We start from the raw sequence: 23324 nt of genomic DNA, 5'->3' as shown, positions 1-23324 counted from the left end.
CACTTAAATCAGTTACGCGGGTTCCAGGCGCCGGCATTGATGCCGTCGACCAGGCGATTGATCGCTTCGCGCATGGCCAGGTCCAGGACCTTGCCATTGAGGGTGGAGTCATAGCTGGCGGTGCCGCCAAAGCCCACGATTTCACGGTTCGACAACGCGTATTCACCGGCGCCCTGGGTGGAATACACCACTTCGGAGGTGCTGATGTTGACGATGTTCAGGTTGATCTTGGCGTAGGCCACCTGGGTCTTGCCACGGCCAAGGATGCCGAACAGTTGGCGGTCGCCGGTCTCTTTGCGGCCGAACTCGGTCACATCGCCGGTCACCACGTAGTCCGCACCCTTGAGCTTCTGCGCGGTGCCTTTGATCTGCGCTTCCTGAGAGATTTCGCCCATGTTGTCGCGGTCCAGCACGCTGAAGCGGTTGGTCTGCTGCAAGTGGGTGATCAGGATGGTCTTGGCCTGGCCACCGAGGCGGTCCACGCCATCGGAGAAGATCCCGCGCATGTAGCTGGAGCGGTTATCGAACTTGCCCACGGCAATCGGCACGCGTACGCCGGAGTAGGCGACGCTGGCGCTGGCGACTTTTTCGATCGGCAGTGCGCGGGAGCTTTCCGTGGCACAACCGGCCAGGGTCAGCAGTGCCGTGGCGGCAAGGCCGGACAGCAGGATTTTGCAGAGTGATTTCACAGGGTGCTCCTAGGTGAATAAATCCGGGGTATTAGCGTGAGGGTATGGCGCGCAGGTCGTGCACGATGTAATTGCTCAAGCCACCGGTGAAATGGCGCTCGATATTGGCGTTGCCTTCATTGGTCAGGATCCCGCCAATGGTCTTCCATTGCTGCACCTGGCCGCCCCAGTTATTGGGCACCAGGCCACCCCGATCCTGGGCAAAATGCAGCACCTCGGCGTCGGCCTTCTTGACCTTGACCTTGTAGCCAAAGTCGATGCTTTGCAGGATGGTGTTGTCGTCGACCACCAGGCTGGTGATACCGCCCTTGGAGTCGAGGATATGGCGCACGTAGACGATATCCACGTCCAGCAGGTAGTCCGCGGTCTGCTTGCTGCTGGCATAGCGCTTGGCCTTGAGCAGGCGGTCGACCAGGTCCACGCCCAGTTGCTCGCGGACTTTGGCGTCCGACATGAAAATCCGGCCCTGCCCCACCACTTTGACGTCGAAGGTATCGACCCAGAAGGTGGCGGTCTTGGGAATAGTCACGGGGGCTGGAGAGATGTAGTACGGGGGTTTGGAAGCACAGCCAGCCAGGAAGGACAGCGCCAGCAGTAAGGCAAAAATGCGCATCTTTGAATTCGTCCCTGATTAAGTGCTGCGGCATTTTACGAGGTTGAGAGCGGTTCTCAAGTTGTTTCGCACATATGGGGGCAGGCTTATGTGGGAGCTGGCTTGCCTGCGATGCAGACACTGCGGTGTTTCAAGCACACCGCAGGGATGCTATCGCAGGCAAGCCAGCTCCCACACAAGCTCGCCCTATAAGGACGGCTTAGAACGCGTAACGGGCCTTGAGCATGACGCCATCGGCATCAAACCCGCTGCGGGCCTGGCGGGTGTAGCTGGCGCCAACGCTGAACGCCGAGACCTGGTAGTTCACGCCTACGCTGGCCTCATAGCTGTCGCGCGCCACCGATGCGCCGGTCATGCTGAACGTCGAGCCACCGTTCACAAAGCTTGACGTCTGCGCCACGCGATCACCCATCAGGTCGTGATAGGCCATCAAGGTCGCTTCCGGTTGCAGAGTGCCGGCACCCAGCGGCAGGTTGCCCGCCACACGCAGGCCGGCGCCCAGTTCACCGACTTCGTAACGCTGGGAAGCGGTGTTCAGGGCTGCCGATGAGCCCTTCTCATGCAGGCTGTCCATGTGCACGCTGGAGTAACGTGCGGCGACACGCGGCTCGATCAGCACGCTGTCCGACGCCTTGAAGCTGTAACCGCCGACCACACTGGCCGACAGCGCCTGGCTGTCGTAGCTGCCCTTCGCTGTAGTGCCGGCGATGTGGCGCTTGCTGTCGTTGTCGTTGACGCCATAGCTCAGGCTGCCATCGACAAACCAGTTCTGCAGCGACCAGTTGCCGTACAACGACAGCGCGTTGCCCTGCACTTCGGTCTTGTTACCCAGGTCCGAATGGATGTTGGAGTTGAGGTAGCTGTATGCCACACCCACACGGGTGCTGTCGTTCAAGCGGCCGTCCACGCCGACAGCCACACCACTGCTGTTGGCCGAGTAACCGTTATCGCCACCGCGACCGTCCTGGTCCATGTTGCTGCTCAGGCCTTGCACCCACACACCGCCGCGTTCGCTGCCATCGCGCTGGCCGGCCAGGCGGTTGAGGATCGCGCCGTTGATCACGGTCTGCCCGGACAAGGCCACGTCCAGCGCACCACGGTTTACGTCAGGTTTGAGTTGTTCGCCGATCTGCGCCAGTTGCTGGGCGCTGCCAGCGTTGGCCACGGCCTGGAACACCGCGTCATCCTGGCTCAGTTGCCCCAGCACTTCGTTTTTCAACAGGTTCACCGCAGTCACCGCCGAGGTCGTAGCCCCAACGCCGCCGAGGTCGGTTTGTACCTGCTCGTCTGGCTTCAGACCCACCACGGCCTTGACCGTCTGCGCATCGGCCGAGTAGCTGAGCACATCGAGCAGCGACGAGCTGCTGGCGACCGTCAGGCCGTTGTTCTGCACGCTGCCGGCTTGCAGCAGGGTGTATTCGGTGCCGCTGGGCGCTGCGGTGAAATCACCGGGCTTGGCGCTCAAGGTCACGCTAGACCCCTGGGCGAAGTTCGCGGCGCCGCTGACCGTGAGGTAAGGCGTGGTCGGTACCACGCTGTTGGACAGGCGCATATCAACCCCGGCCCCGCTGGCGACATTCAGGTCGCCAGTGATGGTGGTGCCGGCGCCGGACAGGTTCAACGAACCCGCGTTGACCGATACCGGGCTGCCAAGGCGCGCGCCGGTAAAGTCGGCCTGGCCGTTGATGTTCACAGCCGTGACACCCAGCACATCACCGACGATTTTGCCGCCGCTCCAGTTCAGGCTCGCCAGGTTGCCGCCGTCGATAGCGGTGCCGGAGTTGCTGCGAATTTCCCCGGCTTGCTGGTTGATCTCGAACGGCGTCAACTGGTACTGCGGGTTGACCTTGATCGCCGTCGCGTCGGCGCTGATCAGGCCACGGTTGATCAGGCCGCGCTCACCGCTCGGCGAGGTGGTGTTAAAGGTCGCGCCTTGCACGTTGAAGGCCATGGCGTTGCTGCCGCTGGCTTCGATGGTGCCGGTGTTGAGCAGGTAATCGTAGGTGCCCGCATCGAGCTGCACGGCAATCGCCTGCCCGCCGTTGACGGAAACCAGGCCGCTGTTTTCGATACGCAGGGGGTTGGTATCGGTTTCGATCTCGATCCCCAGGGCCTCTTCACCGGTAACGCGCAGGGTCCCGGAGTTGAGCAGCTTGCCACCGATGGTGACCGGCATGTTGTTGTGGGTATCGAGGATCAGGCCGTAGCCGTAGTAGGACGTGACATCCACCACACCGCTGTTGACCACGTCGCCCGCCACGGTGGTGCCGTTGAGGTAGAGACCCTCGGCGTCGGATTCATCGCCAGAGCCGGGAACTTCGACCAGGGTGATATTGCCCGAGTTGATGATGCTGCCGCCCACGTTGCTGGCGCCCACTTCAAAGCCTTCGGCCCAGATGGTGTTGCTCAGGTGGATATTGCCAGCCTGGACGATATCGCCGCTGATTTGGCTGCCGGTGGTGGTGAGCAGTTGATCCAGCGCCCCATCGACGATCAGGCCACGTACGGCTTTGCCGCCAGCATCCAGGGTCAGGTTGGCGTCGTTGCGCAGCGTGCCCTGGATATTGGTCAGGGAAATATTCACGCCATCGGCACTGGGCTGGGTCGAGACGACATTGCGCGTGCCCACCAGGGTTACAGGCTCGTTGAACGTCTGGGAGGCCCACACGTTCTGCCCTGTGCTGACGTCAAACTCCACCGCGCTGACTTGTGCGGCAACGGCGCTGACCATCATGGCCAACAGGCTTTTCTGGAACTGCTTGCGCTTCATTTGAAACTCCATTTACTACGACAACACCGCCAATGTGCCCGGCGGTTGTAGGGTGCATGATTCAGGACGCGGGGACGGGAATGCGCTGCGCAGGGTCGGTGATGTCATAGGCATGCTGCTCGCAGCCGGCGCCGACAATCACGAATTCCACCAGGTAAACCTTTTGCTTTTGCGGTTTGAACGCCGAGGACATCGGGCCGCAGGCGTAGACAATTTTTTCGGCGTAGCGGTAGTAGTTCGAGTCATACACCCGCGACTCGCCCAACACTTCAAGCGTCTGCTGCGGGTCGGCCAGCACTTCCAGCTGCGGGAAGCGCTTGACCGTGGCGCTGTTGGCCACCTCGCTCATCTTGGCGATCCAGCCGAACACCTTGCCCCGGCCCGAATCCACCACCGTGCCGAGGATCTCCGGCCGCTGATCGGCATCGCCGCCACGGCGCACGGAGAACTGCACCGGGTAGGTAAACCCGGTGGCGCGCATGATCACTTTGGCGTGTTCGGCATCGGCCACGACTGTGTTCTGCTGCAACTGCACGCCATCTTTCAACAGGCTGGGCGACGAGTCGCGGGCAGTGGAGTGGCAGCCCGCAAGGGCCAGGGCTGCGAGGATGAAGGTAAGTTTTTTCATGGGCGTCTTTAGATCCAAAGGCTTATACATCTGAGCGCCCAAACAACCGCGCCAGCCAGCCGGCTTTTTCTACGCGGGCAGGGGCTGGTGCCGGGATAACGTCTTCACTGGGGTGGAGCAAGTCGCCGGGGTAATGCTCATGCCCCAGGCAGGCGCTGTCATCCAGCCCGAACGCCTTGACTGCGGCAACCGCCTCAAAGCACCAGCGGCCGAAGTAGCTACCCATCTCAAGGGGGTGTTTTACCGGGTCGCCATAGACATACCACCAGGGTTGCTGTTTACCGCGCCGGTTCAGCTCCGGGTACCAATGTTCCACGAACGCCCGCAACAGCGAGGCCTGTTGTTCCTGGGGCGCGTCGATGGCCTTGAGCAGCCTTGCATAAGGTTTGGCGTGCAGTAGCTGCTCACCGATCACGCGCCCTGGCTGGCGGGATGCAATGATTCGATCCAGCAGAACGTCCTGTCCGCCTTCGCCGATCAAAGCGACCAGCCGACGCCACTGGTCGTCGGGAATCTCCAGCGCCAGCGCCAGGCTCACCAACCAGAAACACCAGATGTAGTGGTTCAGGTCCGCCAACTCGAATGTCCAGTCACGGCAAGTCTGGAGATTATTCTCAGCACACAAACTGTCGGACTCTCGATTGGACAGCTCCCACGCGTCCATCGCGGCGGGGAGGTAGGTGGCCATTTCGGCAACATTGCCACCGCTCGAATAGACCCGAATGGCCGCACGCACATTATCTTTGGCGAAGTCGAACGTAAATTGCGCTCGGTACAAGGGGTTGGCCGACGGTTGCGCCAGCATTTCACTGACGCGCTCAACCCATTGCCGATCCTTGGCTTCACGATCGTCCCAATACGGCTTATCCCCCAAGGGTGCACGAATCATGGATAACCCTTGAAAAAGGGGACAGATTTATTTTTATCTCGAAAAATAAATCTGTCCCCTTTTTTGCAATGTAGTGCCCACTAAACTCATTTGTTATCACCTCTCCGTTAGGCCCTCGCCGAAACATACCACCTACTAGAGTCGACCCGTCAGATTTTATAGTCTCTGCCAACTGTTGATGCGGAGAGCCTCCAAGGTTACTTATAGGCTTACCGACAGCGAAAGTATTTGTTTTAGGATCAAAAACAAATTCAATGGAACCATTTTTTGTGCTAGGGAAATAATTCTGTATCGCCTTAGACGAGGCGGACCCCGGCTCCAAACCTAGTACTCCAGGTGCAGGGCCTGAACCCTGCCAGCTTGTGGTTGCTTTTGCACCTACTCGACAATGAAACTTTTCGCTAGAGTCATTGCCTCCAAAAAGCCAGAAAATGGAACTTTCAAAACTGCGCTATTTAAATCAGCGAAAACTTCTACCTCTAAACGATCAACTCCCTGATCCTGATTAATCTGAGCAATAGGTTCGCCTTTATATTGAATTTCGACAGTCAGTTTCTCATAACGACTATCACTAAATCCAAGAATTTCAAAATCCAGATTACTTTCAAGTTTCATGGTTTCGCCTTAGGCTCCAAAAATCCCGAGAGTGAGCCATCACGATTATAGCGCAGACCTCTCCCATCAGGAGCCCGGACCTCTAGCCCACCGCGACTCAAATTTGAGAATGTTGAACTCGGCGAAAAGGGGACAGATTTATTTAACCAAAGAAAAAATCTCTAAGAAAATCAAATAAATATGTCCCCTTTTTTCTCTCAGCACATCAAAGCAATCATCAATGCCTAACCAATCGTTATCAAGAGAACAGCCGACTCGGGCGTTATAACTTGACCATGTGTTGAAAATAAATCTGTCCCCTTTCCCCTAAAAACCAACCCCAAAAAATCGTAATCTGACTCGATTACCCTCGAAGTGCTAAAAATAAATCTGTCCCCTTTTGGTCCCTTTTGGAGCTCATGAACTGCTTGAGGTCGGTGAGTGCCGGGTTAGTCTCGATCAGGTATTTGTGGCTGTTATCTACCGGGGCGATGTCCGGCAGGCCTTGCGAAAAAGGGGACAGATTTATTTTTATCTCGAAAAATAAACCCGTCCCCTTTTTTGTCACCGGGTGTTGCTGATCGAGTCAGAGCCGCCACTTGCTCAGCGGTGAGGGCCACGCCCAGTTGCAGATTGAGCGAGTCGCGGTAGCCAATGGCGTTGTCCAACAGGTAGTCAGAGAAAAAATGGGAACAGATTTATTTGATCATTTCGCCGCCCGCTAGAAGCAAAAAATAAATCTGTCCCCTTTTGCGGTCCCTTTTGCGCTTTTCCCCTAAGAAATCACGTCAAGACGACCACAGGAAAACCGAATCAAATCGCCGACGCTAATTTCTCCGGGCAAAACATCATCTAATTCAACGACAACTGAGCCAACCACCACTAACCGCTCTTTTAAATCAATCACCTCCGCCAGAAACTCATGAGCAAAACTCTCACCTAAACGTTGCATTACTGGCTGAGCATTCAATTCCGCCTTGGTTACTCCCCTAATCGAGATGGCAAGCAAAGGCTCGCGTAGGCGATCCCCTACCTGCATGCTGCATGGATGAGAAAAAGCCACGCACTCAAAATTTTCATCACCAATTGTCAGCATTGCCTCTTGCGCATCTTTAGAAATCCATTCACACCGCTTAACGATCATTTAGAAAACCCCAAACTAGGTGCTTTTCTTGCCAGCTCACTTACAGACTTAACATGGAATGTAGTTATATTTCCTGTTGCCCTATCCAGACCTACAAACCCATATTTAGCACTTCCTTCGCCGCCAATTAGCCTTACATAACCATTCATTTCCGGAACAAATGTTCTGTTTTTAATTACAGGAAAAAGGGAAAAAGGGGACAGATTTATTTTTATCTATCGTGCCGCGGCCTACCTTGCCCTCGATATGCGATTCGGATTCCTGCGATACGCTCGACCTCATCGATGAAGCGAGTAGTTCCAGTAAGTTGCCCACGCTGTAGAGCCAGACGTATCGTTTTCAACTCATCGCTTGAAACAGCCTGATTTACGAAGCTCTTGTAACTTTCCTGCCGATCCTGCTTTGTATCACCCAGCATATCAAAGCAATCATCAATGTCTAACCAATCGTTATCAGGAGAACAGCCGACTCGAGCGTTATAACTTGACCATGGGTAGTCTGCTGCACTCGCAACAATATCGGCACGAACAGGATTCAGCTCGATGTATCGACAGCACGCCAGAAGATATCTTTCGGACTGCACCACGCTCGACTTATATCGACCCTCCCATAAAGTACCTGTCCGCCCCTCTATCCGGTTCCGATAGCGAGTAGCTCGTGCTGCAAGCGCTTTCATAAGTTGCCCCAAACCAGCAGCCGACTCGGTTGGTGTGACTAACAAATGAATATGATTGGTCATTAAACAATAGGCATATACTTTTACGCCAAATGCCTCCTTCAGTTCCCGAAGATCCCCTATATAGCGTTGGTAATCTTCTGGCGCGGCAAACACAACCTGACGATTGTGACCACGTTGTACAATATGGTGCGGATAGTTTGGCAGAACAACACGTCCCATCCTAGGCATAATGAACCTCCTTCCTTAAGAGTTTATAGCCTAGCAAAGGGACAAAAATAAATTTTTCTTTTTCTGCTTCAGCGTATAAATATCACAATAAAAGGTCGTTTTTTAGCCGAACGATTTAGTTAAAAGTAAAACTTCCAACGACATAAAAATAAAACCAAATTATTAAAGAACAAAGTAACACAGCCTCAAAAAAACCATCCCCCCCCCTAAAAACCAACCCCAGAAAAATCGTAATCTGACTCTGTCACCCTCGAAGTGCTAAAAATAAATCTGTCCCCTTTTCCCAAGATCATCTACCTTACCGGCAGCGTCACCAGTTGCTTTTGCACCGATTAGCCTTGATACAATTTAAAACACTTCATGTCTCAGCAACTTAAAGTCACCACCTTGCCTAATCGCTTTCTCTATATCAGACGAACGATTTGTAGCGTTTACATAGAGCAAAATCTTATAACTCGGATAATTCTGCTCTACTGGATCACCGTCAAAAGGATCAATATTCAATTTTAAAACAAAATTCTCTGAATCACTCCTACCCAACATGTAGTAAACACCACCTTTATAAGAACTATCTCTTTCCTCAAAAGTCTCTCCCAGCGCTCTTTCTACATCACCTCTCGCCGACAGAAGACATAATTTTTCCGCACCATAGAGATCATACACAATAGTCATTTTGGTAACACCGCACTTGGAGCACGACTTGCGGCTGTTGCCGCAGAGTCATAGATCATAAGATTAACTTCGCGTCCCGCTTGGACGCTCAGCTTACTCGACAAATCCTTCAGGCCAAGGGCTTGCAAGTCTCTCACACTCAATGGCCCTGTACGAGTCCCGCCACTCCTCAAACCTATTCCTAAGGATTGAGCACGTTGCAAAAGCTCTGGACTTGCCAGCGCAATATCAAAATCACTCACCCTGCCAACGTCAAACTCTTTCCCAGTTTTAAAACTTTTGCCTGTTACGGCACTTCCTTGAAGAATTGGCTCTACATTCCCATAGCCAGCGCGTGCCAAACCATCTCGCGTATCTGTGCCAAAGCGTACAAAGTCATCTGTACTTGAAAAACCTTTTGGAATGACAGCCCCTTTTGCACCGGCGCAGGGCCGGTGTCAAATCGAGGCTGGGATCTACAGATAAATAAGCACCCTGGGTTTCCGGAGATACTTATTAACTATTTCGATTTAATGTATCCAGAAGCTTTTCAAATGCTTTAGGGGCAAGATCTTTTTCCTCTGGAGAAAGCAAAATATTCATGACCTGCTCATCACAAGCACAGTCATATATATCAATGCCTATCCAGCCTTCAGACCAAAATTCTACGGTCGCCAGCTTATTAAAGCCTTCCAGCTCTATCCGCTCAAGGTTACCAAAATCCCCGTTGGCGAATTTTGAATACTCTACGGAGTAGCCTTTCAATAGAGACTTAACTTCTTTATTAAACTGAAAAGCATCCATAACCCCTCTCACTTACTATCTAGCACATTAATATTTTTTACCTCAGGGAGATGTTCTCCACCCTGTTTATTAAGCAAATACTGCTGGGATTTACTTGCGTCCGGACCAATCATTTTATACCAGCCTTCCTTACCACCCTGCAATAATCCACTACTTGGAACATCAAACTCGACATAGACGGAACCTTTAGACGCAGCCCCCTTAAAATCAGCGGCACCGTTAGTTGAGATAAAGGTTTGCCCGCCGCCTCCCTGAACAATTTTGTTACTACTTTGCATCTGTGCCAGCTCATCAGGAGACATCCATCTCCCGACACGAGTCATGCTTACATCATTAATAGTTTGGGTTTCGCCAAGCTTCAATGCGGTATTAGCAGTACCTTTTGCACCCGAAGGTAATTTTCCTTTCCCTGCCCCGGGCTTAATAGCCACAACACCAACACCGGCCTTAACACCCTCAGCGGCCAGCGCTTCCAAAGCACCGCCATCTGCAGCTTTTATCTCCGCTGCAATTATATTAGTCGCAAATAAATTACTGTCAATATAGCTGCCAACGGCAAGCGCCGCGCCGCCTTTACCCTCAGCCCTCAAGCGGCTAACTAATTCAACTAATCCCTGATCATCATTGACAAGTGATGCTGAAATAGACTTGCAAATATCTGGTGTCTGAGTGCAAATCTCGCCCAACTTTTCGTTTCGCTCCTGGTCGCGCTGGGCGTATCGGTTTCTAACCTCCCTTTTTTCTTCTTCCGTGTTTTTACTATCTACCTCCTTAATCATCTCCTCCACTTCGCGATGCAACAGGTAGTTGTACTGCGTAGCATTCTTCGCAACCCAAGCCCCCTTCTCAATCTTGGCCGCATCCGCATCCTTCTGCCCGGCCGCCGCCAGCACGCCAACGATCTGCGAACTCATCGTCAGCAGCTCTTCGTTACCTTTGACCAGCGTATCCAGATGAGTAACCAGCGTCTCGTTCGCCCCTGCCGCCAACGCACCGGTTTTAAAGTCACCGCCCGTAGCCTCAGCCAGCAAGCCACCCACCATTGCGTGAATTGCAATCTTGGGTGCCGAACCATCGGCAACTACACCTTGGGTGTAATTCCCCACTAGGTTGAAACTGGCTGCCGCCAACGTATTGAAAAGTGCGCTTTTCAGCGCATCGCTGGCGCTACCGCCCTGCCCCAGCGCCTTGCTCAGCAGCATGGATGTGCCGCTTTGCAACGTCTGGTTGGCGGCAAACTTACCAACACCACTCCAAGTATTCAGTAGACCTGGCGTCGTAACTTTCCCAGTGATTGTGTTTGTTTGGGTCCCAGTCCAATCACCAAAATAGGCCGCCGTCAGGCCTGCTGTAGCGCCAGCAATCACATACCCCTTCATCGCATCCGAAGAAGTTACATCCTTAAGCACTGCGCCCAGGTTCCCACGATTGTTAATGACACTAACCGTAGCGTTGGTGGCCGCTCCCGCCGCAACAGCGCCTGTCGCAGCAGATATGCCAGCCGCCGTTTCTAGAGAGAGTGTTCCCGCCGTGACCATGCCGCCGGTAGCCGTCCCCATGGCGCCCGCCGCCATCGGCCCAACCACCGCAGCCATCACAATCGCAATAATGATCTGCGACGCCGGCCCCAACCCCGAGTTGTTGTACTTGAAGCTGTCATGAATCTCCTTGACCTGCCTCCAGTCCACATCCCCGCGTGCCTGAGCATCCTTGATCCACGCCAACTGCGGATCAGCCTTTACCATCGCGTCGATGGACTGGCTGACGGTCTGTTGATTGACCTGTGTAACGTCGATCTTCAGGCCTTCCACCGCCTTGATCGCGATATTGCCTTCGGCGACCATCTGGGTCTGGCGCAGCGTTTCGTCGGTGGTGCCTTTGCCTTTGGAGGACACCCAGAAGGCATTGTTATTGCTCTTCTCATGACTCTCCTGCCGCAAATCCTTAACCGCCTCAAACGTCACCGCCCCCCCACTGGCAATCGCAATATCCCCGCCACTGTCGAGCTTCGCCGCCTGATACAACTGATCCCCACCGCTCTCCAGCGTCAGGTCACCCCCGGTCTTGATCTCGCTGCCGATGTTTTTCACATCGGTCACTTCATCACGTTGGGTTTTCTTGCTGCCCCAGTTGCCCTTTTTCTTCATGTCGTACAGCGAGTAGTTGCTGTCCTGCGCCGCCAGCATGTTCAGCTCGTTATCGGCATGCACATAGGCTTCATTGCCCGCGCTGATTTTGCTGGCGACCAGGGTCAGGTCGGTGCCGGCGATGGCGATCAGGTCGCCGCCTGCCTTTAGTTCGGCGCTTTGTTGGGTGACGGTATCCAGTTGTTTGGTGGTTTTGGTCCCGCCTTTTTTGCCTTTGGAATAGTCGTGTTCCTCGTTGGCCGCCGCTGCCAGGGTCATGCTTTCGCCGGCCTTGGCGCTGAGGTTTTTCTCGGCGCTGACGCTGCTGCCGATCACGGCCATGTCGCGGCGGGCATCGAGGGTCAGGTTGCCGCCGACTTCGACGCTGGAGGCGTGTTGCAGGATGGTTTGCTCAGTACTGCTGACGCGTCGGCGCTGGAACGCCGCATCGTCCTGTTCGGCCTGGCTGGCGATGATGACGTCGCGCCCGGCCGCAAGGGTGGCATCGCCACCGGCCTTGATGGTGCTGCCGCCGCTGTATAGGTCGCGCCCGGCGCTGATTTTTACGGTGTCGGTGGCTTCAAAACGTGAGCCCGAACTCACCACGTCGTTACGCAGTTGGTAGCCCTGGCCTTCAGTTCGGAAGGTGGTCACCGTGCGCTCGTTGATAACGTCGCCAGTAACGGCGGTAGCGCTGATATCGCGCCCGTTGATCACCCCGCCCCGGGTGTTGCGGATCGAGTCGGTGGCGAGCATGTCCAGGCGGTTGCCGGCTTGCATCAGACCACTGTTGTCGATATTGACAGCGACCATGTTCAGGTTGTTGGTGGCGCGCAGGGTGCCGCCGTTATGCAGGTCGCCGCCAGTGATCAGGCTCACGTCCTGGCCCTGGATCAACGCGCCGTTGGATGCCAGGCGGTTGTTGGCCTGGGCCAGGTAGAGCACTGGGGTCAGGACTTTTTGGCCGTTGACCTGGGCCTCTTCCATCCACACGATGTCGTGGGTCAGTGCCGCCACTTGTTCGGCGGTGAGGGCCACGCCCAGTTGCAGGTTGAGCGAGTCGCGGTAGCCGATGGCGTTGTCCATCAGGTAGCGGAACAATGCGTCGTCGCTGGTGAGGCCATCGATGTAGCGCTGGCCGGTACGGGCGATCACGGCTTCGCGGATCAGGCGTTGCTCGTACAGGCCATCGCCCAGGCGCTTCCAGCTGTCATCGGGGTTATAGCCGAGTTTCGCCAGCAGGTAGTCGGAGCTCATGAACTGCTTGAGGTCGGTGAGGGCCGGGTTGGTCTCGATCAGGTATTTGTGGCTGTTGTCTACCGGAGTGACAGGCGGCAGCCCTTGCACGCGGTTGATCGATGGTGCGCCGGTGTCCAGTGCCAATGGGCCCTGGCCGTTTGGCTGGCCGTCGAGGTTGAAGCCGCGTTCTTGCACGGCGGTGTAGTCGAGGGTTTGCTCTCGGTCCTTGGCGGTAATCTGGCGGCCGCCGACGCTGAAGTCCGCAGCGTTCGTCGAAGCGCTGGAAACACCCTCAGCCTTGGCTTGCTGGCCACTGAGGCGGAACAAACCGTTCTGCCCGGCGGGCAGGCTGAAGCCCGGCAAGGTCACAGGGTTGACCTGGCGCTGGGCCAGGTCCGGCGGTAATTGCGCGGTGACCGCCGGTTTTACGGTCGAGGCGAAGACATCCGAGTTGGTGTTGCGATTGGCCGCCGGGGTATCAATGGTCGTGGCATTCGGGCGGATGACGCTGTTGTTGATTTGCTGGGTGGCGTTGACTGTGACCGCGCCGGCCGCCTGGATCACGGCTTGAGCAAGCACGCTGCCGGAAGTCGGCACGGTAGAGCTGGAGAATTTGTAGAAGTTGCCAATCCCATCCCTGAGCTTGTCCATGGTCATTTCGCCAGGACGGTAGTCAGCGGAGTTGGGATCGTTATAGAGATTGAACTGGTTTCTGCGGTTGATGAACGTGTCGTATTGGCTGGTATCCCGAGTATAGAACTCCGAGTTGTAGAGGATATCCTCACCACCCGCCGCGCCGGTGTTGTTCAACACATCGGTATTGATCAGGATATTTTTGGCCGCCGAGACCGAGCTGTAGAGGTTGTTGAAGGCCTGGCTGCCCACTGTCAGGTCGCCACCGCTATTGATAAAGGCTGAGGCCGAGCTGCCGGTGACCACGTCCTCATAACGCTCGACGGCACTGAAGTGGACTTCACAACCCTTGCCATCACAGAAGTCGTCGAAGTAAGTGTTAACGCTACCCGATACCAGCTTCTTTTCCGTACTGAACTGGTCGCGACGGTTGCTCAGGGTATCGGCCAACAAACGCATGTTGCCGTCACTTTCCAGCGTGCCGGAGATGTTCTCGATCAGGGCGCTGCGCCCGTTGGCGTCATCGCGGGCAATGTCCAGGCCACCGAGGCTGTAGACGTCGCCAAAACGGTTGCTGAAGTCATTGACCCGCAACGTCATGTCATCGCCGCTGAAAATCAGGCCCCTGTCGTTGAGCAGGTGAGTAGCGTTCAGGCGGACCTTTTCAGAGCCACCCAGGGTGCCGTAGTTGTTCAGGGTCGTGGCGTTGACGGTCAGATCGCCAATGGAGGTCAGGCGCCCTTGATTGTTCAGCAGCGCGCTGTTGATTTGGGTGAGCGCACCGCCAGCAACCCGGCCGTTTTCGCCCAGGTCCATGCGGGCGCTGGTGAAGGTCATGTCACCCAGGCTGCTGACCCGGCCATTACCACTGTAGCCACCGGTAAGCGTCAGGTTCAGGCTGCCGTCACTGGCCAGCAGGCCTTCGTTGGTCCAGGTGTCGCCAATACCGGTCAGGCTTTGCGAGCCCAGCAACTGGCCGCTGGCGGTCTGGGTGAATTGGCCGATATCGAGATTCAGGCGGCCGGCCTGGATCACGCTGCTATTGGTCCAGCTCGCCGCCTTGATATCCAGTTGGCCGCTGGTGACGAAGCTGCCGCCAGCGCGGGTGACTTGGTCGGAGGTCAGGTCGAATGTTCCGCTGCCACTATGGACGATGCGCCCGCCGTTGTTGTCCAGATCGCCGGCTTGCAGTGTGAGTTGTTGATTGGCACTTTCCAGCGCGCCAAAGCGGTTGTCGAACAGACCCGAGGTGCGGATCTCGGTAGTGCCGACGCGGCCCATGGCCCGCAGGTTGCCGCCCACGTTATTGAGGGTTTGCGCGGCGAGGCGCAGGGTCTCGTCGCTTTCGATCAGACCAAAACCGTTGCTCAGGGTGCCCGTGAGGCCGAAGTCGATGTTCCGTGCACCGACCTTGCCGCCGTTGCCAACCGCTGTGCCCTGGTTATCAAAATCCTTGGCCGTGACCTTGAGCAGAGTGTCGGCATACACACCGCCACCCTGGTTGTTCAAGGTGGTAGTGACAATCTGGCTCTCACCGGCAAGGGCCGAAAGGTGCCCCAGTTGGTTGAGCAACCCGCCTTTGGCTTCGATATCCAGGGATTGCGCCTGGGTGATACCGCCGCCGTTGTCGAACAAGCCCGTTACCAGTTTGATCCAGCCCTGGCTGCTATTGAGGACGCCACCCGTGGTGTTGGTCACGCTGGCCGAGTTCAGGTCCAGGTTACCGCTGAGGCTATCGACGCGCCCACCCTGGTTGTTCAGGGCTGCGCTGAGCCGTAGCAGGTTGTCGGCCTGGCTTTGCAGTGTGCCTTGCTGGTTATTAAGGGTGCGTGCAGCCAGGTCGAGCTTGCCCTTCTGGCTGAAAATCAGGCCGTCTTGCTGGTTGTTCACATCACCGGCCAGCAGTTTGAGCACCAGGTCTTTCTGGCTGGCCAGGGTGCCTTTGTCGCGGTTATCCAGATCGCCACTGGCGAGGGTCAGGTCGAGCCGGTCCTGGCTGACCAGTTGGCCGCCACGGTTGTCCAGGCTCGCCGCGCTCAGCAACAGTGCTGCGCCGCTGGCCAGACGGGCTTTGTTAGCATTGATCAGCGCGCCGCTGAGGGTGCCATCGAGTGCGCCCTGGCTGATCAGTTGGCCGGCGCTGTTGTCCAGGCGCTGGCCGATCAGGCGGATATCGGCGGCGTTGATCTGCCCGCCACGGTTGAGGATTTCAGTTTGGGTGTGGTTGAAGTCCAGGGTTTTGGCGGCGGAGATCAAGCCATTCTGGCTGTTGTCCAAGCGCCCGCTCACTGTGAGAGTGACGTCGTCCTGGCCCGAAATAACCCCTTGATCGTTGTTCACGCTCGCCGCATTGAGGGTTTGCTTGCCCTGGCTGACCAGGGCGCCCGAGTTGTGGTTGTCCAGGGCGCCGGTCAGCGTGGTTTGTAGGGTGCCGCTCTTGCTCGACAACGTGCCTTCGGCGCTGTTGTCCAGGTTGTCGCCAACCACCGTCAAGCCGTTCCAACCCGAGATCAAGCCCTTATTGGCGTTGACCACTTCGCCCGCCTCAAGGCGTAATTGATCAGTGCTGAGGATGACCCCGCGATCACCGTTATCAATGCGCTGGGCTTTGAGGGTGAAGGCGGTCTGGCTGGAGATTTCGCCCTGTTCACGGTTGCTCAGGTTGCCCAGTCGAGCAAAGGTCAGCGGCCCTTTGGCGCGGATCAAACCCGCGTTGTTCTCCAGGTCGCCGCCTTGCAGGTCGAGGGTCACCGCGCGTTCGCCGATCAAGCGGCCCTGGCGCTGGATCAACTGCTGGACGGTGAGTTGCAAGTCGCCCTTGGCCGATATCTCGCCGTCCAGGCTTGAATCGACCTTTTGCCCGGTCAGGGTCAGGTCACCTAGGCTGTTGATTAGCCCAGCCCTGTTGTCGAGGCTGCCGGTGGTCAGGTTCAGCGCCTGTTGGCTGCCAATAACGCCGGAGCGGTTATCCACAGCGCCAGCGTTGGCGGTCAGGCTGATGTCGCTGACAATCTGTCCGCCCTGGCGGTTGTCCAGCAGGCCCGTGACCGTCAGATCCAGCGCGCCCTGGCTGGCCAGTGCGCCAGCGCCTTGGTTGTTCAGGCTATCGGCTTGCACCTGTAAGGTGCTGTGTGCCGACACCACGCCTTCGGCGCTGTTATCCAGCGCGCGGGCAACACGCACTTGCAAGCTGTCGCGACTGATGATTTTGCCACCGCGGTTATCCAGCGCATCCGCTGCTAACAGGAAGGATTGCGTGCTGGAAATCTCGCCGCCCTGGCGGTTATCCACAGCCCCAAGGTTGCGCAGCAGCAACTGGCCCGGCGTGGCAATCAGGCCACGGTCGCGGTTGTTCAACAGCCCGTTTTTCAAGTCCAGGTCGATGCCGGCCTGGCCGACCAGTTCACCGCGATCCTGTTGGTCCAGCCCGGTGACAGTGGCTTTGACTGACGACTGGGCGAAGATCGAGCCTTGCTGGCTGTTATCCAGTTGCCCGGCATCGAGGGTGATGCCCGCGTCGCTGCGGATGCTGCCGCGCTGGCTGTTATTGAGGCCGGCGGTGCGCAGATCAATGCTGCTTTTGGCGCTGATCACGCCGTCCTGGGAGTTATCCAGCGCACCGGCCTTGACCGTTAACTCGCCCTCACTGAGCAGTGTGCCCTGGCCTTGGTTGAGCAAATCGCCAGTCACACTGACGTTGATATTTTTCTGGCTGGTGAGACGCCCACCCTGGCTGTTATCCAGTTGGCCGCCGTTCACTAGCAGGCCTTCGCGCCCAGCCAACAGGCCCTTGTTCTGATTGATCAGGCGTTGCACCGTGAGGTTCAGGCCGTTGTCGCCGATCACTTTGCCGGTGCTGTTGTTCAACTGGTCGGCCACCACCAGCACCTTGGCCTGGCTGGAGATTTCGCCCAGTTGGTTGAAGATCTCCTGGCTGCGCACTTCCACGCCGCCAGTGGCCGCGACAAGACCACCGTTGCGGTTGTCCAGCGTAGTACCGCGCAGGCTCAATGCGCCTTCGCTGAGCAACTCGCCCGCTTGTTGCTTGAGGATACCGACTGTCGCCTGCAGGTCGCCCGTGGCACTGATACGGCCAGCAGCGTTTTCGAGCTCGGCGGCGTTAAGAGTCAACTGACCCGCACTGCTCAACTTGCCACCGTTGCTGTTGTTCAGGCTCGTCAGCTCAACCTGGGTATCGGCCTTGCTGCTGATGACGCCCTTCTGGCTGTTGTCGAAGCTACCGCCGGTCAGGGTCAATGCCTCGTCGGCGATCACCAGGCCACCCTGGTTGAGCATGTTTTCGCCACGCAGCGCCAGGGTGGTTTTGCTGGACACCAACCCGCCCTGGCTGTTGTTCAACTGCCCGACGACGATTTGTTGGGCGCCCTGGCTGACCAGGTTGCCTTCATTGCGGTTATCCAGGCTGGCCGCCTGCACCGTCAGCAATGTGCTGGCGGAGAAGATCCCCAGGCGGTTGTCGATGGCGCCACTGGCCGTCACGTTCAACTGGCTACCGAGCAACTTGCCGGAGCGGTTGTCCAGGGCCGTGGCAGTGATATTCAGCGTCTGCGTACCGAGCACGCGGCCGGTGCGGTTATCCAGTTGTCCGGCATTAACCTGCGTTTTCGTGCCGCTCAACGTGCCGCCCTGGTTGTCCAGAGCCTGGGTGGCGGTTACGCCGAGGCTGCGACTGGCAACCACACTGCCGGTATTTTTCAGGCTGGCGGCTGACAGGCTGACATCGCCGCTGGCATTGCGGCTTTCATCAGGGTTGACCCCCGCTTCGATAATGCCGCTGTTGAGTAGTTGCCCGTTGCTGGCGAGGGTAATGCTGTCGCGGGCGGCGAGGCTTTTCTGGTTGCTTAAGCCCGTGGTGGTTTGCACATCGATACGCGTGCCGGCGTACACCGCGCCCGTGGCGTCCAGCTCACCGGCCTTGATCACGACCGCTTCGCTGGCCTTGGCATTGGCCATGGTCAAGCGCCCATTGGCATCCAGTTGAATATCGCCCGCGCTGGCCGCCAACGTACCGTCCAGTTTCACCCCGACACCAGCCTCAGTCCCCACCAGCCTGATCGCGCCGGCATACATCCCACCCAACGCCGACGAGTCAATCGCCAGCTCCGGCTTGGCACTGCCATCATCTGCACGCGCCGTGGCATTCAACGTCTGTGCATTGACGTCATTACGCCCGGCAATCACGGTCAAATTACGCGCATTGATCTGCGCATTGATCTTGGCCGAGCGGGTGATGATCTCAAAGCGGTCAACGTTGTCGGCATTCAAGCCCTGGCCGTCGATGGTCACCGCGCCGCCATCGACCTGGTAGCGGTCCAGGCGGCCGTTATCGAGGATGGGTTTGCCGGTGGTCAGGGTCACGTTGGGGGTGTTGATAAAGCCGCAGCCGTTGCAGGTCACGCCATAGGGGTTGGCGACGATGACTTTGGCCGACTGCCCCGCCACTTCGGTGTAGCCGCGCAACTGGCTGGGGCTGCCGCCGTTGACTTCGTTGAGGATGATATTGGCGGCGCCGCCCTTGAGGTTGGGGTTGCCGAGGATGATGCCGCCCAGTTGGGTTTCTTGCGTGCGGCCTGTGGCGTTGTTGAGGATCAGGCCGTTGGCACCGACGTTGTAGTCCTTGAATTGGTTATGGGACAGGCCGCTGCCATTGGGCGTGGCAATGTTGACCACCGGTACGCCATTGCCCGCCGCGCCCACCGTCGTGCCCGGGCCGCTGACCACAATGCCCTCGGCCTGGACCAGCAGCGGCTGCCAGAACAGCGCGTTGGCCAGGATCAGCGCCAGGCCGCTTTTGGGCACGCCACAGAAGGTGTCACGGCGTTTTACGGCAGCGGACGGTTGGCGGGCGAGGAAAGCAAGCTGGCGAACATCCATATCAAATTCTCAATGCAGCGAGGCGTTGAATTACAGGTAGAAATCCATTCGGAAGTAGATCGGCGCTTCGCGCTCGCTCATCACCGCCGGACGTTCCAAAGAGTGGGCAAAGGTCACGCTGGTGCTGACATGTTTGCCACGGGCAAACAGCTCCACCGAGTTGCTGGACACCCGGCCGTGGGTGGTGCCGTTGTAGCGGTCGTTGCGAATCACGCCCTGGTCGTAGCCCAGACTCACGCCGTATTCGCCGAAGGCCGGGCGCAGCCAGTCCACCAGCACCGGGCGTGACCAACGCAGGTCGTTGCGCCAGTAGCCGCCGCTGTCACCGTTGAGCTGCTGGTCCTTGAAGCCACGCACCGAGGATGAGCCGCCAAGGCTCATGCGCTGCGGGCTGAACAGCATGTCTTCGCTGCGTTGGCCGGTGGCCAGGCTGGTAAAGCTGAACGACTCGCCCCACAGCATGAAGGGTTGCAGGTAGCTGACGGTGGCGGTGTATTTGCGGTAGCGCGAGTTGGGTTGGCGACTGCCAAAGTCGCCGCGTTCGTCCTGGGCCTGGGCATCGAGCAGGCCGATGCCGTTCTGCATGCCCAGGTCCATGTTGACGAAGGCACTGCCGACCCGCCGGCCGTGGTTGATGCCCCATTGCATTTCGCTGAGGCGATGGCTGCTGACATCCAGGCGGCTGCCGTCGATGTAGTTGTTGGTACGCAGGTGGGCCAGGCCAACGCTGAGCGAGGTCTTGCTCAGTGCATCGCGGTGCACCACGCGCTCGGCGCGCAGTTGGTGGTTTTGGCTGTCGCCGGTCTGCTTGAAGTCAAAACTGTCGCCCTGGATCAGCGAGCGGCTATCGCTCTGGTTGTAGCTGTAGCTGAAGTTCCACCAGCCCCACGGCACGTTGTAATAGAGCATGGCGTTTTTCGAGGTTTTCTGGTGGTCGCTGATTGCATCATGGCCACCACGCAAAATCAGCTGGTCCGCCAGGCCCAGGGGGCTGTCCCACTCAAGGCCGGCGCCCCACTGCTGTTCACCGGAGCTTTTCTGCCCGTCGTTATTGCGCGACAGGCTGGCGCGCCAGGGCTTTTGCGGGGTGTTTTTCACCAGTACCGAACTGCCGCCAACAGCATCGCCGGGGGCCAGTTCCATTTGGGCCCGGTTGGACGGCAAGCGGTTGAGCTGATCGATGGCCTGCTCGATTTCCCGCAGGTTGAGCAAGTCGCCGTTTTTGCCGGGAAAAGCCATGGCCAACTCACGGTCCGAGAGTTGGCTGTTATCGGCGCCTTTCAGGCCTTCGAGCTTGCCTTCGACCACCAGCACTTGCAGATGCCCTTTGGACAAATCCTGCTGCGGCAAGTAGGCACGGCTGGTGACCATGCCCTTGTCGATATAGTGGTCGGTGACGGCCTTGAGCAGTTGATTGAGCTGGGAGACGCCCAGGCACTGGTCGATATAAGGCTTAATCAAACGCTCGCGCTCAGCGGCAGACAAGCTATCAGCGCCTTTGAGTTCGATGGTCTTGATCGGGAAGCAACGACTGTCCACCGGGGCGGCGGGCGTTGCGGGTTTGACTTCCTTGCCGGGCAGGTTCTTGAGCTCTTCAAGGCGCCGCTGCTGCTCTTCCAGCAGACGATTTTGCCGCTCGCGGATCAGGTCCTGATCACCTGGCAGCGTCGCCGCCAGGGCACCGCTCGACACCAGGCAAAGCAAAAGACAGAGGCTCAACCGCAGCCGAGTCCGTAGCACTAATAAAGGCATATTCAATCCATCGAAAACAAAGGGCCAGGGAGGCCCACAATGAATGTGCGACGATCCAGGATGTTTAACGGCGGGTTAGCGCCGCGATTGTCACTGGATCGCCCGAGCAAACTAAAGAGGACATCACCTAAATAAACCTAGGAAATATCCTACAAAAAAAGACCAAATTACCTACACGGCTAGCTGTCCTGCCCCACCACAAGCTTCAACTCTGGCCGCCGCTCCTCACGGGACAGATGAGCCGTCACCGCCTGCACGCCGCCCTCCTGATCGTTATGAATCACCAACACCCCCGGCCGGCGCAGTTGTTCAAGCTCGCCCGCCGCCAGGCGGAAGCTCTCGCTCAAGCCATGGTCACTCAAGGCCTTGCCCGCCGCCCGGCGCTGGGCGAAGCGCTTGCCGCGCCGCTGCTGGTAACGCGCCCAGACAATCAGCAGCAGCGCATTGAACAGGGCGATCCACAGGTAGATCTGCAAAGTGTTCAGCGCAGCAAAGATCGGCGCCTCGATGCGCGGGCCGCCCTGGCTGTCGAGCATCGGCACCAGGCCGCGTACCAGCAAAATCACCAGCCCGGCCCAGGCCAGCAGGGTCAGGAAAATATCAATGGCCTGCATCACAGGCCGCTGGGGGGTACGGATCAGGTTCATGGCTTGACTTCCTTGGCAGGTGCCTTGATGCCGCGATCCGGGCTGACCCAGCGCGCGCGTTTTTGATGTTGGCGGAACAGGACTTTGGGGAAGCTGACCAGGGTGGTGAACAGGCTCACCAGCCAGAACACCAGCGGGTACCAGACGGTCCAGAACAGGGTTTTCCACAGGCCGCGCTCGTAGCGCCGGTCAATCATGATGCTCACGGCAAATTGCAGCAGGCACACCACCGCCAGCAGCAAGCCGGTGAAGGCCGGCGGCATCAGCGAGCCGACGGCGATCGCCTCGGGCAACGGCACGACTTTGCCCACGCCCCAGAAGATCACCGACAGCATGAAGGTGAAGGCCCAGCCGGTGGACAGGCAGTACTCGAACAGCAACGGCCACAGGTAGCGGTGGCGCCACTGCCAGATCCCGCGAATATTCTTGAACAGCACTTCGGCGCCGCCCTGGGCCCAGCGCAGGCGCTGTTTCCACAGGCCGCCGAGGGTTTCTGGCATAAGGATCCAGCACAGCGCGCGCGGCTCGTAGAAGATGCTCCAGTGGTCCAGTTGCAGCTTCCAGCTCACGTCGATGTCTTCGGTGATCATGTCGGTGCTCCAGTAGTCGACCCGGTCCAGGGCCGCCCGCCGAAACGCCACCACCACGCCAGACACGGTGAAGATCCGCCCGAAAACCCGCTGGGTACGCTTGATCAAGCCGATGATCGAAGAGAACTCGCCCACCTGCACCCGGCCGATCAAGGTCGAGCGTGTACGGATGCGCGGGTTGCCGGTGACCGCACCGAGCCGTGGGTTGTCGAGCATCGGCGCCACCAGGTAGGCCGCGGCATTGCGGTCGAGCAAGGCATCGCCGTCGATGCACACCAGGTATTCACTGCGCGCCGCCACCGCGCCCATGCGCAAGGCCACGGCCTTGCCCTGGTTTTGCGCCAGGTGCAGCACGCGCAGGCGCGGCTCTTGCAGCGCCAGGGCATCGAGCACCTCGGCCGTGTTGTCGCTGGAGCCGTCATTGATCGCGATCACTTCCAGGTTGCGATAACGCTGGGCCAATGCTGCGCCGATGGTCTCGGCGGCGTTGTCGCCTTCGTTGTAGCAAGGGATCAGGATCGAGATCAGCGGCTCGCCCTTGAGCGCCGGCGCCGGGGTGTCATCGGCCCAGGGCCAGTGGCGCTCCCAGTGCAGCCAGAAGTACAGGCCGCCGGCGATCCACAGCCCGGACATGAACAACGGGTAGAAAAACACGAACTCCATCAGGAACTGCCCGGTGACCAGGAAGATCAGGCCCAGGGGCACACCCAACACCAATGCCAACACGAGAAGAGCAAGGATTCTGTCGAACAT

The 23324-nt window shown here is 57.9% G+C and carries 15 protein-coding genes; all 15 read right to left on the bottom strand.

Annotation, left to right across the window (positions count from 1 at the left end; translation table 11 throughout):
- Positions 1 to 8 precede the first annotated feature (8 nt).
- Entirely contained in the window at positions 9 to 689 is a 681-nt protein-coding gene (locus BLL38_RS07635) for a CsgG/HfaB family protein (RefSeq protein ID WP_076962009.1), read from the bottom strand.
- 31 nt (positions 690 to 720) lie between these two features.
- Complete coding sequence (locus tag BLL38_RS07630) at positions 721 to 1302, bottom strand: hypothetical protein (RefSeq protein ID WP_076962008.1); 582 nt, start codon at positions 1300 to 1302, stop codon at positions 721 to 723.
- Positions 1303 to 1501: 199 nt separating this feature from the next.
- Positions 1502 to 4072, bottom strand: coding sequence for an autotransporter family protein (locus BLL38_RS07625; protein ID WP_076962007.1), 2571 nt, complete (start codon positions 4070 to 4072; stop codon positions 1502 to 1504).
- A gap of 61 nt (positions 4073 to 4133) precedes the next feature.
- Positions 4134 to 4700, bottom strand: a complete 567-nt coding sequence (locus BLL38_RS07620) for a hypothetical protein (protein ID WP_076962006.1) — start codon at positions 4698 to 4700, stop codon at positions 4134 to 4136.
- A gap of 22 nt (positions 4701 to 4722) precedes the next feature.
- Complete coding sequence (locus tag BLL38_RS07615) at positions 4723 to 5589, bottom strand: PoNi-like cognate immunity protein (RefSeq protein WP_076962005.1); 867 nt, start codon at positions 5587 to 5589, stop codon at positions 4723 to 4725.
- A complete protein-coding gene (locus tag BLL38_RS31860) occupies positions 5564 to 6022 on the bottom strand; it encodes a polymorphic toxin type 43 domain-containing protein (RefSeq protein ID WP_083743044.1) in 459 nt (152 codons plus the stop codon). Before BLL38_RS31860 ends, BLL38_RS07615 begins: the two co-directional genes overlap by 26 nt.
- Entirely contained in the window at positions 5968 to 6204 is a 237-nt protein-coding gene (locus BLL38_RS07605; protein WP_076962003.1) for a hypothetical protein, read from the bottom strand. Before BLL38_RS07605 ends, BLL38_RS31860 begins: the two co-directional genes overlap by 55 nt.
- A 754-nt stretch (positions 6205 to 6958) precedes the next feature.
- The gene (locus BLL38_RS07595; protein WP_076962001.1) at positions 6959 to 7327 is read right to left on the bottom strand and encodes a hypothetical protein; all 369 of its coding nucleotides are present in this window, start codon (positions 7325 to 7327) and stop codon (positions 6959 to 6961) included.
- Between the two features lie 211 nt (positions 7328 to 7538).
- Positions 7539 to 8234, bottom strand: a complete 696-nt coding sequence (locus tag BLL38_RS07585) for a transposase (protein WP_076962000.1) — start codon at positions 8232 to 8234, stop codon at positions 7539 to 7541.
- Positions 8235 to 8582: 348 nt separating this feature from the next.
- Positions 8583 to 8906 carry a hypothetical protein gene (locus BLL38_RS07580; RefSeq protein WP_076961999.1) on the bottom strand — a complete coding sequence of 108 codons (324 nt, stop codon included), beginning with the start codon at positions 8904 to 8906 and terminating at the stop codon, positions 8583 to 8585.
- A 495-nt stretch (positions 8907 to 9401) separates the two neighbouring features.
- A complete protein-coding gene (locus BLL38_RS07575) occupies positions 9402 to 9689 on the bottom strand; it encodes a hypothetical protein (protein ID WP_076961998.1) in 288 nt (95 codons plus the stop codon).
- An 8-nt stretch (positions 9690 to 9697) separates the two neighbouring features.
- Positions 9698 to 19582 carry a two-partner secretion domain-containing protein gene (locus BLL38_RS07570; RefSeq protein WP_083743043.1) on the bottom strand — a complete coding sequence of 3295 codons (9885 nt, stop codon included), beginning with the start codon at positions 19580 to 19582 and terminating at the stop codon, positions 9698 to 9700.
- A 30-nt stretch (positions 19583 to 19612) separates the two neighbouring features.
- Entirely contained in the window at positions 19613 to 21334 is a 1722-nt protein-coding gene (locus BLL38_RS07565) for a ShlB/FhaC/HecB family hemolysin secretion/activation protein (RefSeq protein WP_076961997.1), read from the bottom strand.
- 179 nt (positions 21335 to 21513) lie between these two features.
- Complete coding sequence (gene pgaD / locus BLL38_RS07560) at positions 21514 to 21981, bottom strand: poly-beta-1,6-N-acetyl-D-glucosamine biosynthesis protein PgaD (protein WP_076961996.1); 468 nt, start codon at positions 21979 to 21981, stop codon at positions 21514 to 21516.
- A complete protein-coding gene (pgaC, locus tag BLL38_RS07555; protein WP_076961995.1) occupies positions 21978 to 23324 on the bottom strand; it encodes a poly-beta-1,6-N-acetyl-D-glucosamine synthase in 1347 nt (448 codons plus the stop codon). The genes pgaD and pgaC overlap by 4 nt, the downstream gene beginning before the upstream one ends.

Origin of the sequence: Pseudomonas gessardii (assembly GCF_001983165.1) — a bacterium.
Lineage (GTDB): Bacteria > Pseudomonadota > Gammaproteobacteria > Pseudomonadales > Pseudomonadaceae > Aquipseudomonas > Aquipseudomonas gessardii.
Note: the sequence above shows the minus strand (reverse complement) of the source record. Positions and strands in the feature narration are given on the sequence as shown.